Genomic DNA, 15,985 nt, shown 5'->3' with positions numbered 1-15,985 from the left:
GGGAGCTTGCTCCCGCTGGGCTGCGAAGCAGCCCCAAACTGGGCAATCGAGATACATCAGATGTATTTCGGTAAGCGGTTGGGAGTGCTACGCACTCCAGCGGGAGCAAGCTCCCTCGCCACAGCAAGCCCCCCTAACCTTAGGCCCGTGGTGCTTGTACTTACTTCTGCTTTTCCAACTGATGGTATTTGCCGTCTTTGTCCCACTGGTAAACCACGTAGTCAGAGACTTTCAGGTCTCCCTTGGCATCCCAGGCTTTTTCGCCCATGACGGTTTTAACCGGGTTGGCCTTGAGCCACTTGGCAGCGTCTTCGCCCTTGTTGGACTTGGCACCGTTGAAGCCGGCGGCCAGGGCCTGGATCGAGGCGTAGGCGTACAGCGTGTAGCCTTCAGGCTCGGTGCCGTTCTTGCGGAACTCTTCCACGACTGTCTTGCTGTCTGGCAGCAGGCGCGGGTCGGCGCCGAAGGTCATGTACACGCCATCGACGTACTGCGCGCCGCCGGCGGTGGCTACCAGTTCGTCGGTGACCACGCCGTCATCGGACATGAACTTGACGTCTTTGAGGCCCGCTTCGCGGATCTGGCGCACCAGTGGGCCGGCTTCCGGATGCAAGCCGCCGAAGTACACGACGTCGGCGCCCAGGGAACGGATCTTGGTGACCAGGGCGCTGAAGTCTTTCTCGCCCCGGGTCAGGCCCTCTTCCAGCACCGGCTTGACGCCGCGCTTGGTCAACTGCGCAGCGGTGGCGTCGGCCAGGCCTTTGCCGTAGGTGTCCTTGTCGTTGATCACCGCGACTTTCTTGCCCTTGAGCACGTCGACGATGTAGTCGCCGGCGACGATGCCTTGCTGGTCGTCACGCCCGCACATACGGAACATGGCGGCCAGGCCGCGTTCGGTGACCTGTGGGTTGGTGGAGCCTGGGGTGATGGCGATGATGCCTGCTTCGTCGTAAACCTCAGACGCCGGGATGGTGTTGGATGAGCAGAAGTGCCCGACCACGCCGATCACTTTGTCCTGGTCGGCCAGGCGGTTGGCCACGGCCACGGCTTGTTTGGGTTCGCAGGCGTCATCGCCCGCCACCAGCTTGATCTGCTCGCCGTTGATGCCGCCGGCCTTGTTGATAACGTCGGCAGCCGCCTGGGCACCCTTCATGTACTGCTCACCGAAAGCGGCGTTGGCACCCGTCATCGGGCCCGCCACACCAATTTTCACATCAGCTTGAACAAACGTAGAAACACCCAGCGCCGCAGCAACGGCGAGGGCCAGAAAACCTTTCTTGTAAAACGTCTGGGACATGAGTGGTGCTCCGATATTTTTGATTTTTGGCACGACAACTTGCATTCAAACCTTTCACTGAAAGCTCAGAGCAAGCCGCGTGCCATTACTTTTTTATTCTTCAAAAAGACACGGTGTCATTGTTATTACAGGCGTTTCGACGCCTTTTGCCAGGACGTGCAACCGTCTAGCGTCTATAGGTGCAACCAACACTTCAAAAAAGTACAACCCTGGCAGGTCGCACCTGCAACCACAGGCATAAACGACAGTTCCTACAGCTGTAACAATGTGCGTAACGGAACTGCACATTTACAGTGCGTGATTGCTACGACTTGCACCAATACAGATGGGTAGCCTGCTAAGAAAACGCAGGCTTCTGAGGGGTATTTCGCTGATCAGATCACGATCCTCAAGCATTGCCCGGCGTGATAGAGCGAGAAGCCGGCTTCATACAGGCAACTGCGCAGGCCCACGGCGGCCAGAGGTTGCATAGGGGCAAAAGGGATCGGCAAGGCTTGGGGGTCCTGGTGACACAGGTAGTCGGCAAACGCCTTGCCCACCACGCTGCCGGTGGTCACGCCGCGCCCGTTATAACCGGTAACCGCCACCAGGCCGGGGGCCGGTTCGAACAGGCGCATCAAGTGGTCGGGGGTGAACGCGATGCAGCCGGTCCAGGTGAATTCCCATTGCACCGGTTTGAGGTACGGGAAGTAGTGTTGCTGCACCCGATCGGCCCACGCTTTGAGGAACCAAGCCGGTTTCTGATTGCCGTTACCCAGGCTGCCCAGCAACAGGCGCCCATCGGCATCGCGGCGAATACTGCTCAGGACCTGGCGCGTGTCCCACGAACCCTGGCCGCCGGGGAGGATCTGCTTGGCCGCGTCATCGGTCAGCGGCGCCGAGGCCACCTGATAGTAATAGCCGGGGAAGAAGTTACGCCGCAGTTCAGTCCATTCGCCTTCGGTGTAAGCGTTGGAGGCGATCACCACCTGGGCGGCCTGCACCGCACCCTCGGCGGTCTGCACCGACCAATCGGCGCCCTGGCGCTCAAGCTGGGTGACCGGCGAATGATCGAACAATTGCCCGCCCAGCCCCACGGCGGCATTCGCCAACCCAGTGGTGTAGGCCATGGGGTTCAAGGTGCCGGCGCGTCGATCGAGCAACGCGGCGGCGATTTTCCGGGTACCGGTGGCCTGCTCGCAGGCCTGGCCGGTGAGTAACTCAACCGGCGCGCCACGGCGCTTCCACTGCTCCTCACGGCTGCGCAAGTCCGCCTCGCCACGGGCGTTGTGCGCCATGTGCAAGGTGCCTTCACGGCGCAATTGGCAGTCGATGTTGTACTTGTCGATCAGGCTGAACACCAGGGACGGCGCCGCACCCAACATGCGGTTGAGCTGGCTGCCCACCGCCGTGCCGAAACCGGCCTCGATCTCGTCCGGTGGAATCCACAGGCCGGCGTTGACCAGCCCGACGTTGCGCCCCGAACCACCGTGGCCGGTGCGATGGGCCTCGAGTACGGCGACGCTTTTACCCTGTTCCAGCAAATGAATGGCCGCCGACAAACCGGTAATGCCGGCACCGATCACGCACACATCCACCTTGACCGCACCCTTGAGCGCGGCTCGGTCCGGGCGGCCTGGAGTGAGGTGTTCCCATAAACATGTTTCGCGCAGTGCCATTGCCAGACTCCGATGAGACCTAACAAACAAATACTCTTTTGAATGGGAAACCCAATCACCTGTGGGAGCTGGCTTGCCTGCGATAGCGGTGTATCAGTCACCGAAACTATCGACTGAACCACCGCTATCGCAGGCAAGCCAGCTCCCACATTGACCGTGCCAGATCAGTCGAAGGTAATGCCTTGTGCCAACGGCAGTTCCAGCGAGTAGTTCACGGTATTGGTCTGCCTGCGCATATACCCACGCCACGCATCCGAGCCCGATTCACGCCCGCCGCCGGTTTCTTTTTCACCCCCGAACGCACCACCGATCTCCGCGCCGCTCGGGCCGATGTTGACGTTGGCAATACCACAGTCGCTGCCCACCGCCGACATGAACTGCTCGGCTTCACGCACGTCAGTGGTGAAGATGCAGGATGACAAGCCTTGTGGCACGGCGTTGTTCAGGCGCAGGGCTTCGGCGAAGTCGGTGTAGCCGACCACGTAAAGAATCGGCGCGAAGGTTTCGCTGCACACCACGTCGCTTTGCTCGGGCATTTCCACGATGGCCGGCGATACGTAGTAGGCGTTGGGGAATTTGTCTTGCAGTTGGCGCTTGCCGCCGAACACCTTGCCGCCTTCGCTCAAGGCTTGCTCAAGGGCGTCCTGCATGTTGTCGAAACTGTGCTTGTCGATCAGCGGGCCGATCAGGTTGCCTTCCAGTGGGTGGCCGATGCGCACTTTGGAATAGGCGGCCTTGAGGCGGGTGACGATTTCTTCCTTGACCGACTCATGGGCGATCAGCCGGCGCAGGGTGGTGCAGCGTTGGCCGGCGGTGCCCACCGCGCTGAAGAGGATGGCGCGCACGGCCATGTCCAGGTCGGCGCTTGGGCCGAGGATCATCGCGTTGTTGCCGCCCAGCTCAAGGATGCTGCGGGCGAAACGCGCGGCGACTTTGGGTGCCACTTCACGGCCCATACGCGTGCTGCCGGTGGCGCTGATCAGCGCGACGCGCGGGTCATCCACCAGCGCAGCGCCGGCGTCGCGGCCACCGATGATCACTTGGCTGAGGTACTCGGGGGCGCCGTCGAATTTTTTCAGTATGCGCTCGAACAAGGCCTGGCAGGCCAGTGCAGTGAGCGGGGTCTTTTCCGACGGTTTCCAGATCACCGCGTTGCCGCACACCAAGGCCAGCGCGGTGTTCCACGCCCACACGGCCACGGGGAAGTTGAAGGCGCTGATCACGCCGACCACGCCCAGCGGGTGCCAGGTTTCACGCATATGGTGGCCGGGGCGCTCGGAGGCGATGGTCAAGCCGTACAACTGGCGCGACAGGCCGACGGCGAAGTCGCAGATGTCGATCATTTCCTGCACTTCACCCAAACCTTCCTGGGTGATCTTGCCGGCTTCCCAGGAAACGAGTTCGCCCAGGTCGGCCTTGTACTCGCGCAATACGTCGCCGAACTGGCGCACCAGCTCGCCACGTCGCGGCGCCGGCACTTTGCGCCAGGCTTCGAATGCATGCTCGGCGCGACTGACCTGTTGCTCCACCTCGGCGGCACCTTCCCAATGGACACTGCCGATACGGCTGCCATCAATCGGTGAATGCACAGGTTGTTTCCCAGCCTGGTACAGCGCCGGGTTTACCCCGAGACGATCAAGCAATGCGGCAACCATGGGTCACTCCTTCAAATCTGCGTAGAAAAATCGCGCCGCTGCTTGCACGGCGATCCTGAGCCTATTTGTAGCTGGCCCAAGACTTGCCAACAAACGACGATTAGGCGAGATATCATTCCCTTTATTCATGCAAAGAATAAAAAGAGGCATGCCGTGCTGAACAAAAGACATTTGCCCTCGATCACCGCCCTGCAGTGTTTCGAAGCGGCCACCCGCCACCTGAGCTTCACCCGCGCCGCCGAGGAACTGAACCTCACCCAAAGCGCGGTGAGCAAACAAGTAGCGCAGCTGGAAGAGCTGTTACAACACTTGCTGTTTCGCCGCGTGCGCCGCCGCTTGCAGATGACCCCGGCGGGCGACCTGTACCTGGTGGAAGTGCGCAAGATCCTCACCCAAGTGGAAATGTCCACCCACTACCTGCGCTCCTACGGCGGCGAAACCGAAGTGCTGCGCGTGTCCACGCCCTACACTTTTGGCGCACGCTGGCTGGTGCCGCGCCTCAAGGGTTGGCGTTTGCGCCACCCGCAGATCCACCTGGACCTGTGCAACGAACAGGACCCGGACGAGTTACTGCAGGGCAAGGCCGACATGGCGTTCTATTTCGGCCAGGGCGCACGCCCCGGCACCGAGAGCCTGAAATTGTTCAGTGAAGAGCTGGTACCGGTGTGTTCGCCCGACAGCCTGCCCGCCCAGCCTTTCACCGACCCCACACAACTGAGCGACCTGGTGCTACTGCAAAACGCTTCGAGGCCCCAGGGCTGGCATGACTGGTTTGCCAGCCAGGGTTTCCATACCGAGCACAGCTACCATGGGCCGCGGTTCGACACGTTTTATATGTGTATTCGTGCGGCGCAGGTGGGATGCGGCGTGGCGCTGTTGCCGCGTTTTCTGGTGGAGGAGGAATTGGCCGAGGGCAAGTTGGTGATCCCCTGGCAACATGCGATGCCGAGCCAGGATGCTTACTACCTGGCGTATCCTGAGCATTCGGCGGAGGTGCCCAAGGTGCGCGAGTTTGTGAAGTGGATGATGGAGCAGGTGCTTTAGCGCCTGGAGAATCGCCATCGCAGACAAGCCAGCTCCCACCGTTTGGAATGCACTTCAAATGTGGGAGCTGGCTTGCCTGCGATGGCGCCAGTGGCCTTACTGAAAAAATCACTGGCAAAACCCCACAAGTCTATGCGCCACTAACCCCCTTCCTCAATTGTGCGTAAAGGCCGGCCTCCATCGCCGACCCGTCTGGAGATTCCCGTTATGAGCGAGAGTGTGTTTGCCGATCGCATCGTGCAGAACCTGCTCGACACCGACTTCTACAAGCTGACCATGATGCAGGCGGTGCTGCACAACTATCCGAACGTGGAAGTTGAATGGGAGTTTCGTTGCCGTAACAGTGAAGACCTGCGCCCTTACCTGGCGGAGATTCGTTACCAGATCGAGCGCCTCGCCGAGCTGAGCCTGAGCCCCGATCAACTGGGGTTCCTGGAACGCATCAGCTTTATGAAGCCGGATTTTCTGCGCTTCCTCGGGCTGTTTCGCTTCAACCTGCGGTATGTGCAAACCGGCATCGAAAACGGCGAGTTGTTTATCCGCCTGCGCGGACCGTGGCTGCATGTGATCCTGTTTGAAGTGCCAATGCTGGCCATCGTCAGCGAGGTGCGTAACCGCTACCGCTACCAGACCGTGATCCTTGAACAGGCCCGCGAGCAGCTGTATCGCAAGTTCGACTGGTTGACCGCCAACGCCAGCAGCGATGAGCTGTCGGAGCTGCAAGTGGCAGACTTCGGCACGCGCCGGCGTTTTTCCTACCGGGTGCAAGAGGAAGTGGTCAGCGTGCTCAAGCACGATTTCCCTGGGCGCTTTGTCGGCACCAGCAACGTGCACCTGGCGCGCGAATTCGATATGAAGCCGCTGGGCACCATGGCCCATGAGTGGATCATGGCCCACCAGCAACTCGGCCCGCGTCTGATCGACAGCCAGATCGCCGCCCTTGATTGCTGGGTGCGCGAGTACCGTGGCCTGCTGGGTATCGCCCTCACCGATTGCATCACTACCGACGCGTTCCTCGGCGACTTCGACTTGTACTTCGCCAAGCTGTTCGACGGCCTGCGCCATGACTCCGGTGATCCGATCCAGTGGGCAGAAAAAGCCATCGCTCACTACCACAAGCTGGGCATCGAACCGATGAGCAAGACCCTGGTGTTCTCCGACAGCCTGACATTGCCCAAAGCCTTGGAAATATTCCGGGCGTTGCGCGGTCGCATTAATGTGAGCTTTGGCATCGGCACCAACCTGACCTGTGATATTCCAGGAGTGGAACCGATGAGCATCGTGCTTAAAATGACCGCCTGCAATGGCCAGCCCGTCGCGAAGATCTCCGATGAAGCGGGCAAGACCCATTGCACCGACCCGAATTTTGTCGCCTATTTGCGTCACGTTTTCAAAGTACCTGCCCTATCCAGCAAGGAGTGAATCATGCAAGCCGTACAGCGCGAGATTGCACAACAGCTCAAGGTGCAAGCCCCGTTCAAGGACCAGGCCGCACTCGAAGCCGAGGTTGCCCGGCGCGTGGCCTTTATCCAGGACTGCCTGCGCAATTCCGGGCTCAAGACCCTGGTGCTCGGCATCAGTGGTGGTGTCGACTCCCTGACCGCAGGCCTCTTGGCCCAACGTGCGGTGCAGGAACTGCGCGCCAGCACCGGCGATGAGGCGTACCGCTTTATCGCCGTGCGCCTGCCCTACGAAACCCAGTTCGACGAACACGACGCCCAGGCCTCGGTGGACTTTATCGAGCCGGACGAGCGCCACACCGTGAACATCGGCCCGGCAGTGAAGGCCCTGGCTAATGAAGTGGCGGCGTTTGAAGGCAAGGCGGCGGTGTCCCGCGATTTCGTGCTGGGCAACACCAAGGCGCGTATGCGCATGGTGGCGCAGTACACCATTGCCGGCGCGGCCGGTGGCCTGGTGATCGGCACCGACCATGCGGCAGAAGCGGTGATGGGCTTTTTCACCAAGTTCGGTGACGGGGCTTGCGACCTGGCGCCCTTGAGCGGACTGGTGAAGCATCAGGTGCGTGCCATTGCCCGCCACTTTGGCGCGCCGGAATCGCTGGTGGAGAAGGTGCCGACCGCCGACCTCGAAGACCTGTCGCCGGGCAAGCCGGACGAGGCGTCACATGGGGTGACCTATGCCGAGATCGATGCGTTCCTGCAGGGAGAGCCGGTGCGTGAGGAGGCGTTCAGGATTATCTGCGAGACCTATCGCAAGACTGAGCACAAGCGGGTGATGCCGTTTGCGCCTTGAAGTGAAACCGATGGTTTTGCATTGATTGTCAGATCGCCATCGCAGGCAAGCCAGCTCCCACATTTGGAATGCATTCCAACCTGTGGGAGCTGGCTTGCCTGCGATGAACGGTAACGCGGTGTTACTTCAGAACCACAGCACCTTTCATCATCGAGATGTGGCCTGGGAACGAGCAGAAGAAGCCGTATTTCTCATCGGCCTTCAGCTTGGAGACGTCGAAGGTCACCGAGTCTTTCTCGCCGGAACCGATGATCTTGGTGTGGGCGATGATGCGCTCATCACCGGCTTTCAGGTAATCCTTTTCGATCCCCGCAGCCATGCCGTCGGTTGCCACCGGTTGCATATTGGCTTCGGTAGTCAGCACCCAGTTATGGCCCATCACGTTCTTGGGCAGGTTACCCGAGTGAGTCAGCTCAACAGTGAACTGCTTGCAGCTCTTGTCGATGGTGATTTCTTTGGTGTTGAAAGACATTTGATCGGTGGAGTCGACAGTGACCTTGCACTCTGCAGCAAGCAACTGGCCGCTCGCCAGAGTCAGCAGGGAAACAGCAACGAGTTTGGCAAACATGTGAATCTCCAAGGCAGGGTTTTAAAAACGCGGATTGCGGTAAGGGTGCCTCAATCAGGCTTGAGTTCTTATGATCTGAATCAACAGATTGTATACAACTTTAGGCTATCAGCTTCATCAACACAATCAACCAGCCAAACTGCCGCCCCCTGATTATGATCGGCCCATCACTCACGGGAGTTCATGCCATGCACCTTAATCACCTGTTCAACGGCCTCCTGGCTGCCTACGCCTGCGGTAAGTGAAAGCAAAGGCCCCCCCGAAGCTGCTACCATGACGACCCGAGGCAGCTACGCGCCGCCCACCCTCACCTTCGACCCTAGAGGATCGCCCATGGCCAAACCTAATTACTCCTTCGCCAAACGTCAGAGAGACTTGGCCAAGGAACAGAAGAAAGAGGAAAAGCTGCAACGCAAGAAAGCCGCTGCAGAGGAAGAAGCCAGCGCGCTGAACCCGGATGCCGAAGGTGAAGAAGGTGAAGTAGCGACTGACGAAACTGAAACTGCGCCTCAGGCCTGAACAACCGTAACTGCGTTACCCGGCTTAATGTGGGAGCCGGGCTTGCCCGCGATGCAGGCGAATCGGCGTATCAGCCAGACCGAGTTGCAGCCATCGCAGGCAAGCCAGCTCCCACACAAGCTCGCGTCTACTCCAGCGGCATCACCGTCACCCGCACCTCCGGGTCGTGGCTGCCTCCCCCCAGAATCACCCCACGCAACGGCGACACATCAGAGAAATCCCGGCCCCAGGCCAGGGTGATGTGCTCCAGCGCCGGCTGTACATTGTTGGTCGGGTCAAAATCCACCCAGCCTGATACCGGGCAAAACACCGAGACCCACGCATGGGACGCATCCGCGCCAATCAGCCGTGGCTGGCCGGGCGGTGGCTGGGTCAGCAGGTAGCCGCTGATATAGCGCGCCGCCAGGCCCCGCGAGCGCAGGCAGGCAAGCATCAGGTGAGCGAAGTCCTGGCACACGCCGCGACGGCGCTCCAGCACCTCAACCAGCGGCGTGGCGACCTGGGTGGCTTCGGCATCGAAGGTAAATTCGCTGAAGATCTTCTCCATCAATGCCTGCGTGCCCAGCAGTAAAGGCTCGCCGGGCGGGAAGCAGCTTTCGGAGAACTCGACGAAGGTTTTCTTCAGATGGACATAGGGCGACTCGAAGCGATAACGACAGGCTTCGATCAGTTCGGCGCTCAATGCCTGGCTGCTGTAAGTCAGGCTGTCGCGGGTGTGGTCCCAGGGCGGCGACCGCTGGAAGTCCAGAGCGGGTCGCGCCAGCACTTCCACGGTAAGCCCGGCGTTCACCAGCAATTCATCATGGGGCCGTTCGAACGCCAGGCGAGTGATCGGGTTGCCGAATACGTCCAGTTCGTCGCGGCGCGAGGTGGGTTCCGGGCTGATATCCAACTGCTGCCAGGTGCACTTCTGCCAGGCGCACGGCCTTGGCCAGAGGTGCGCCAGTTGCTGGGCCAGGGACACCGGGCTGTCGTAGTGGTAATGGGTATCGTGGAAAATCTGGTAGCGCGCGCTCATTACACCGACACCGTTTGCTGGCTGACATCATCCACGTGGGCAAAATGGCGCAACGCCAGGCGATCCGACACTTGCCCGCTTTCATCGGCCACCGCTTGCAGCAAGTCGGCCAGGCCGTCCAGCGCGGCACGCACGCTGGTTTCGCCAAACAGGCCGTTCTCCAGGCAGCCCAGGTCAAAACGCGCCAGGCGCTCGACCAAAGGCGCCAGCCCGGTTTCACGGGGCACGCCAAAGTCATCATTGAGACGGCGCAGGGTGCGGCTCACCAACTTGAGCTGGAACAGCACCGCATGCGGGTTCTGCTCGTCGAGCAGCAGCAAGTCGAGCACCGGGATCAACTGCGGCACCGCCAGGTAGCGCGAGCGGTAGGTGATGCTGCTGTTGCCCAGCTCCAGCAACCATTCCAACCCGGCCTGATCAAACACCGCCACGCCACGCAGGAACGCCGCAAGGCTGCTGCTCAGAAATTGCAGACGCTCGATGCGCCGGCCCATCATCAAGAAGCGCCAGCCTTCATCGCGGGTCATGTCGTCGAGGGCAAAACCGGACAGTGCCGCCAGGGACATCACCAGGCGGTTGAGAAAGTCGAGCAGCTCGCCAAAGTCTGCAGTGTCGCTTTCCAGTTCCATGGCTTCACGTTGCAGCTCCACCAGGGCCTGCCAGTTTTCCCTGGACAACTTGCCGCGCACCTGGGACGCCGCCCACTGCAGACGCTGCAGGTTGGCGCGCAGACTTGAAGGCCAGTCATCACCCAGCAAAGCGGCGAGCAGGCGCTCAGGCAGCTCGCCCTCCTCCGGCAACAGGCGCAGGCTTTCGCCCAGTTCGACGGCGGCCTGCAACGCCAGCGGATCGTCGCCATCGACATACCGCGCCAGCACAATGCGCAGCCAGCGCGCACTGTCGTCGCAGCGCTCGCAGTAACGACCAAACCAGAACAGGTTTTCCACCACGCGCGAGGGCAGATAGGGATCGCGGCGCACCAGGTCATAGGCGCCAATGGTGCGTTGGGCGCGCCACTGCTCGCCACCCGGCACACGTTCGCCGAGTACCCAGGTGTCCTTGCTCGCCCCGCCGCGCTGCATCGACACCACCTCGGCATCGGCGTCGGCCGCCACGCGAGTCAGGCCGCCGGGCAGTACCCGATAACCGTCTTCACTGGCCACGGCGTACACACGCATACCAATGGCACGGTGTTGCAGGTGGTCATCCACGGTGTGCCATACCGGCGCCTGAGACAGTTGCGCCAGCTCTTGGGCGACATAGGCATAGGGCCGCGCACGCATGCGTTCGGCCAGGGCCTGGCGCTGTTCGTCGTCAAGGTCGCGACCAAACACCGGGGCGAAACTTTGTGAGGGAAATGCCGGCTTGATCAGCAGCTCCGGGAGTTTTTCCAAGGCTTCGGCAAGCACCGGCGCTTCGCCGCACCACCAGGTGGCAATCGACGGCAGGATCAAGGCTTCACCGAACAAAAACTCGTTGATCTTGGGCAAAAAGCCCAGCAACCCCGGGGACTCCAGCACGCCGCTGCCCAAGGCATTGGCCACCAGCACATTGCCTTGGCGTACGGCGTCGAGCAGGCCCGGCACGCCGAGCGCGGAGTCGGTGCGCAGCTCCAGCGGGTCGCAGAAATCATCATCAAGGCGACGCATGATCGCGTGCACCCGGCGCAGGCCGCTAAGGGTTTTCAGGAACACGGTGCTGTCGCGCACGGTGAGGTCGCCGCCCTCTACCAAGGGGTACCCGAGCTGGCGCGCCAGGTACAGGTGTTCGAAATAGCTTTCGTTGAAACGCCCCGGCGTGAGCAGCACGATCAGCGGCGGCTGATCATCGCCAGGGGCCTGGCGCGCCAGGGTTTCCTGCAGCGTGCGAAAGAAACCGGTGAGGTGCTGCACCTGCATATCCCGGTACAGGTCCGGGAAGGCGCGGGACACGATGGTGCGGTTTTCCAGGGCGTAGCCGGCGCCCGACGGGGCTTGGGTACGGTCGGCGGTGACCCACCAGCGGCCATCCGGCGTGCGCGCCAGGTCGACCGCGTACAGATGCAGGAACGCACCGTCGGGCGGCTGGATACCCTGGCACGGCCACAGAAAATTGTTATGCCCGAACACCAGTTCGGCCGGCAGCAAGCCTTCCTTGATCAGGCGCTGCGGGCCATACAGGTCGGCCAGCACTGCATTGAGCAAGCGCGCACGCTGGGCGATGCCGGCCGACAGTTGCTGCCACTCCTCGGCCGCCAGCACATGAGGCAGCAGGTCCAGTTCCCAGGGGCGGTCGGCACCCTTGGGGTCGGCGTAGACGTTATAGGTGACGCCGTTTTCCTGGATCTGGCGCGTCAACAACGCCTGGCGCTGGGCCAGTTGTGCGGGGGTGCTGCGTTGCAGGTGATCGAACAAGCGTCGCCAATGGGCACGCACCGCGCCGCTGGCGTCCAGCAGTTCGTGATAGGTGCCCGCGGTGAGCGGGTAACGGTCGAGCAAGTCGGACATGGAACGCTCGGCAGAGGCAAGGGAAGTCAGGTTAACTCAAATTCACTGCGATCCAATGTGGGAGCTGGCTTGTTGTGGCGAGGGAGCTTGCTCCCGCTCGACTGCGCAGCAGTCGCCTGCTATTGGGGGCGCTTCGCACCCCAGCGGGAGCAAGCTCCCTCGCCACAAAAGCCCTCACACACTTGGATCATGTTCATTCCTTATTTTTTGTGAAACGCCGCAAATCCAGGGTCATTGGCAACTCATCGTTTACCGTTACAGTCGGCACCGGCAGCTTGCCCGGGCTGTGCCCCAAGCGGAAAAACCGCGCCATGCGCCGGCTCTCCGCCTCATTGGCATTCACCGGCAGGCTGTCGTAATTGCGCCCGCCCGGGTGCGCCACATGGTATTGGCAGCCACCCAACGAACGCTGCATCCAGGTGTCGAGCAGGTCAAATACCAGCGGCGCATGCACGGGGATGGTCGGTTGCAGGCAGTTAGCCGGTTGCCAGGCGCGGTAACGCACGCCCGCCACGAACTCGCCGACGCGGCCGGTTGGTTGCAGCGGCACCGGCACGCCATTGCAGGTCAGCAGGTAGCGTTGCGGTGGCAACCCGCTCAACTTCACTTGCAGGCGCTCCAGGGACGAATCCACATACCGCACCGTGCCACCCACTGCGCCCTCCTCGCCCAGCACATGCCAAGGCTCCAAGGCCTGGCGCAGTTCCAGTTCGATACCGCTGACGGCGTAGTCGCCCACCTTGGGGAAACGAAACTCCAGATGCGCCGCGAACCATTCGGCACGCAGCGGGTAGCCGGCCGCGTTCAGCTCGACGATCACGTCGGCAAAGTCCTGCTCGATAAAGTGCGGCAACAGGAAACGGTCATGCAGTTCAGTGCCCCAGCGCGCCAGCTTCGGCGGCGCATAGGGCTCGCGCCAGAACCGCGCGACCAGCGCCCGCAGCAACAACTGCTGGGTCAGGCTCATGCGCGCATGGGGGGGCATTTCAAAGGCGCGCAGTTCCAGCAGCCCCAGGCGGCCAGTGGCGCCGTCGGGTGAGTAAAGTTTGTCGATACAGAATTCGGCGCGATGGGTATTACCCGTCACGTCGATCAGCAGGTTGCGCAACAGGCGATCCACTAACCACGGCGGGCACTCCTCGCCCGGTGCAGGCATCTGCGCGAAGGCGATTTCCAGTTCATACAGCGCATCGTTGCGCGCCTCATCCACCCGGGGTGCCTGGGAGGTGGGGCCGATAAACAGGCCGGAGAACAAATAGGACAACGACGGGTGGTTATGCCAGTAGCTGATCAGGCTGCGCAGCAGGTCCGGTCGGCGCAGGAAGGGCGAATCCTTGGGCGTCGCACCGCCCAGTACGAAGTGGTTACCGCCACCGGTGCCGGTATGGCGCCCATCGATCATGAACTTCTCGGTGGTCAGGCGGGTTTGCCGGGCCTCTTCGTAGAGGAATTCGGTGCGTTCTACCAACTCGTCCCAGGTGGCAGACGGCTGTACGTTGACCTCGATGACACCGGGGTCTGGCGTGACCCGGAAATTGCTCAGGCGCGTATCCACTGGCGGCTCGTAGCCCTCCAGCAGTACCGGGCAATGCAGCTCTTCGGCGGTGGCCTCAATGGCAGTCACCAGCTCCAGGTAATCCTCGACGCGCTCCAGCGGCGGCATAAACAGGTACAGGCGACCTTCCCGTGCTTCGGCGCACAGCGCGGTACGGGTCAGCCAGTCGGCGGACTCGTCGACCTTGGGCACACGCTCGTCGTCCGGGGCCGGCTCGCCATGGCTGCGCAATTGCGCCGCCGTGGGAAGCTCGGGCTGGTCCTGGTTCGGGTCGGTGGGGTGTATGAACGGATACTCAGCCGCCGTCACCCAGGGCTGGGAAGCCAAGGGCAGCCGGTAACCCAGCGGCGAATCACCCGGCACCAGCCGGCAATGGTTATCACGCAGGTACCAACGCCCACTCTGCCAGCGGTCATTGGCAGCAGTCCGTGCCAGCGGCAGCACCTGGCCGATGACTTTATCCAGGCCCTGGCTGAAGACTTTACGCAGGCGTTCACGCTCCAGGTCGTCGCTCAGGCGCGGGTCTTGGGCAGTGACGTTCTGGGGCAGCGCACCTTCGCGCCACAGGTAGTAGAAATTGTCTTCGAACGCCGGGAACACAAAGCGCGCCGGCAGTTTCAGGCGCTCGGCGACGCTGGCCAGGAAACGCCCGGCCATCACCCCATCGGCGCCGTAGTCTTCTTGCTCATCGGCGATCAGTGCGCTGTTGCGCCAGATCGGCACGCCGTCGCGGCGCCAGTAGCAATTGAGCGACCAGCGCGGCAGTTGCTCGCCGGGGTACCACTTGCCTTGGCCGAAATGCACCAGACCCTTGGGCGCATAGTGCTGGCGCAGGCGCTGGAACAGCTCGGCCGACAGGCGACGCTTGTCCGGGCCCAGGGCTGCGGTGTTCCATTCGGCGCCGTCTGGGTCGTCAATAGAGACGAAGGTCGGCTCGCCGCCCATGGTCAGGCGTACGTCGTCCTTGAGCAGGTCGCCGTCGATCTGCCGACCAAGGGCCTGGATCGCCAACCATTGTTCTTCGGTGTAGGGCTTGGTCACCCGTGGCGCTTCCCAGATGCGCTCCACCGACATCTCATGGGTGAACTCGCATTCGCACGGCTCAACCAACCCACTGATGGGCGCGGCAGACGATGGATCGGGGCTGCAGGCCAAGGGGATATGCCCTTCACCGGCGAACAACCCGGACGTGGCATCCAGGCCAATCCAGCCAGCGCCGGGAAGATACACTTCGCACCAGGCGTGCAGGTCAGTGAAGTCCACCTCGGTACCGGACGGGCCGTCGAGGGCTTTGACGTCGGCGGTCAGTTGAATCAGATAACCAGAGACAAATCGCGCCGCCAACCCGAGGTTGCGCAGCAATTGCACCAACAACCAGGCCGAGTCGCGGCAGGAGCCGGACGCGTTTTCCAGGGTAAATTCCGGGGTTTGCACACCCGGCTCCATGCGAATCAGGTAACCGATATCGGCGGCCAGGCGCTGGTTGAGGCCGACCAGGAAATCCACAGCAGGCAGCGGCGTGCGGTCGATACCGGCCAGGTAGGCGGCAAGCCTTGGCGTCAGCGGCAAGGTTTCCAGGTACGGCGCCAGCTCGCGCTGCTCATCAGCGGCGTAGCTGAACGGGATATTTTCGGCGTAGGGTTCGAGGAAAAAATCGAACGGGTTGAACACCGCCATCTCGGCGACCAGGTCGACTTCAATGCGCAACTCGTCAGTCTTTTCCGGGAACACCAGGCGCGCCAGATAATTGCCCTGGGGGTCTTGCTGCCAGTTGATGAAATGCTGCTCCGGCAGCACTTTCAGCGCGTAGGACAAAATCCGCGTACGGCTATGGGCCGCCGGGCGTAGCCGAACGATCTGTGGGCCGAGTTCAACAGCACGGTCGTAGCGGTAATGCGTAACGTGGTGCAACGCGACATGAATCGACACGGC

11 protein-coding genes are annotated in these 15,985 nt (G+C 61.7%); 4 read left to right on the top strand and 7 right to left on the bottom strand.

Annotated elements, in window-relative coordinates; genetic code table 11:
- Nucleotides 1-160: 160 nt before the first annotated feature.
- The 3 genes from JJD66_RS18830 to amaB form a co-directional block, all read right to left on the bottom strand.
- Complete coding sequence (locus JJD66_RS18830) at nt 161-1,297, bottom strand: branched-chain amino acid ABC transporter substrate-binding protein (protein WP_105225570.1); 1,137 nt, start codon at nt 1,295-1,297, stop codon at nt 161-163.
- A gap of 374 nt (nt 1,298-1,671) precedes the next feature.
- Nucleotides 1,672-2,955 (bottom strand): L-pipecolate oxidase, encoded by a 1,284-nt coding sequence (gene amaA / locus JJD66_RS18825; protein ID WP_105225569.1) that lies wholly within the window; start codon nt 2,953-2,955, stop codon nt 1,672-1,674.
- Nucleotides 2,956-3,119: 164 nt separating this feature from the next.
- A complete protein-coding gene (gene amaB, locus JJD66_RS18820) occupies nt 3,120-4,610 on the bottom strand; it encodes an L-piperidine-6-carboxylate dehydrogenase (RefSeq protein ID WP_200648746.1) in 1,491 nt (496 codons plus the stop codon).
- 153 nt (nt 4,611-4,763) lie between these two features.
- Here amaB and JJD66_RS18815 point away from each other — a divergent pair, with 153 nt between their 5' ends.
- From JJD66_RS18815 to nadE, 3 genes are all read left to right on the top strand, one after another.
- Entirely contained in the window at nt 4,764-5,654 is an 891-nt protein-coding gene (locus JJD66_RS18815; RefSeq protein ID WP_014716686.1) for a LysR family transcriptional regulator, read from the top strand.
- Nucleotides 5,655-5,861: 207 nt separating this feature from the next.
- Nucleotides 5,862-7,076 carry a nicotinate phosphoribosyltransferase gene (pncB, locus tag JJD66_RS18810; protein WP_003188094.1) on the top strand — a complete coding sequence of 405 codons (1,215 nt, stop codon included), beginning with the start codon at nt 5,862-5,864 and terminating at the stop codon, nt 7,074-7,076.
- Between the two features lie 3 nt (nt 7,077-7,079).
- Nucleotides 7,080-7,907, top strand: a complete 828-nt coding sequence (nadE, locus tag JJD66_RS18805; protein ID WP_198714710.1) for an ammonia-dependent NAD(+) synthetase — start codon at nt 7,080-7,082, stop codon at nt 7,905-7,907.
- Nucleotides 7,908-8,028: 121 nt separating this feature from the next.
- Here the strand turns inward: nadE and azu are convergent, their stop codons facing one another.
- Nucleotides 8,029-8,475 carry an azurin gene (azu, locus tag JJD66_RS18800; RefSeq protein WP_200648745.1) on the bottom strand — a complete coding sequence of 149 codons (447 nt, stop codon included), beginning with the start codon at nt 8,473-8,475 and terminating at the stop codon, nt 8,029-8,031.
- Between the two features lie 333 nt (nt 8,476-8,808).
- Here azu and JJD66_RS18795 point away from each other — a divergent pair, with 333 nt between their 5' ends.
- Nucleotides 8,809-8,994, top strand: a complete 186-nt coding sequence (locus tag JJD66_RS18795) for a hypothetical protein (RefSeq protein ID WP_105225566.1) — start codon at nt 8,809-8,811, stop codon at nt 8,992-8,994.
- Between the two features lie 127 nt (nt 8,995-9,121).
- Here JJD66_RS18795 and JJD66_RS18790 read toward each other — a convergent pair whose 3' ends face one another.
- The 3 genes from JJD66_RS18790 to JJD66_RS18780 all read right to left on the bottom strand — a co-directional run bounded on the left by JJD66_RS18790 (nt 9,122) and on the right by JJD66_RS18780 (nt 15,982).
- A complete protein-coding gene (locus JJD66_RS18790) occupies nt 9,122-10,012 on the bottom strand; it encodes a transglutaminase family protein (RefSeq protein ID WP_020301622.1) in 891 nt (296 codons plus the stop codon).
- Nucleotides 10,012-12,498 carry a circularly permuted type 2 ATP-grasp protein gene (locus JJD66_RS18785; RefSeq protein WP_200648744.1) on the bottom strand — a complete coding sequence of 829 codons (2,487 nt, stop codon included), beginning with the start codon at nt 12,496-12,498 and terminating at the stop codon, nt 10,012-10,014. The genes JJD66_RS18790 and JJD66_RS18785 overlap by 1 nt, the downstream gene beginning before the upstream one ends.
- A 193-nt stretch (nt 12,499-12,691) precedes the next feature.
- Nucleotides 12,692-15,982 carry a transglutaminase family protein gene (locus JJD66_RS18780; RefSeq protein WP_200648743.1) on the bottom strand — a complete coding sequence of 1,097 codons (3,291 nt, stop codon included), beginning with the start codon at nt 15,980-15,982 and terminating at the stop codon, nt 12,692-12,694.
- Nucleotides 15,983-15,985 lie beyond the last annotated feature (3 nt).

The sequence above is a fragment of the Pseudomonas sp. MF6751 genome, assembly GCF_016613265.1.
GTDB classification, from domain to species: domain Bacteria; phylum Pseudomonadota; class Gammaproteobacteria; order Pseudomonadales; family Pseudomonadaceae; genus Aquipseudomonas; species Aquipseudomonas fluorescens_BV.
This window is presented reverse-complemented; position numbering and strand designations above follow the sequence as displayed.

Excerpts from the sequence above, each read along its gene's own strand:
- JJD66_RS18830 (WP_105225570.1), bottom strand. The coding sequence starts at position 1,297 with ATGTCCCAGACGTTTTACAAGAAAGGTTTTCTGGCCCTCGCCGTTGCT.
- JJD66_RS18785 (WP_200648744.1), bottom strand. The coding sequence starts at position 12,498 with ATGTCCGACTTGCTCGACCGTTACCCGCTCACCGCGGGCACCTATCAC.
- azu (WP_200648745.1), bottom strand. The coding sequence starts at position 8,475 with ATGTTTGCCAAACTCGTTGCTGTTTCCCTGCTGACTCTGGCGAGCGGC.
- JJD66_RS18795 (WP_105225566.1), top strand. The coding sequence starts at position 8,809 with ATGGCCAAACCTAATTACTCCTTCGCCAAACGTCAGAGAGACTTGGCC.
- pncB (WP_003188094.1), top strand. The coding sequence starts at position 5,862 with ATGAGCGAGAGTGTGTTTGCCGATCGCATCGTGCAGAACCTGCTCGAC.
- amaA (WP_105225569.1), bottom strand. The coding sequence starts at position 2,955 with ATGGCACTGCGCGAAACATGTTTATGGGAACACCTCACTCCAGGCCGC.
- nadE (WP_198714710.1), top strand. The coding sequence starts at position 7,080 with ATGCAAGCCGTACAGCGCGAGATTGCACAACAGCTCAAGGTGCAAGCC.
- JJD66_RS18790 (WP_020301622.1), bottom strand. The coding sequence starts at position 10,012 with ATGAGCGCGCGCTACCAGATTTTCCACGATACCCATTACCACTACGAC.
- amaB (WP_200648746.1), bottom strand. The coding sequence starts at position 4,610 with ATGGTTGCCGCATTGCTTGATCGTCTCGGGGTAAACCCGGCGCTGTAC.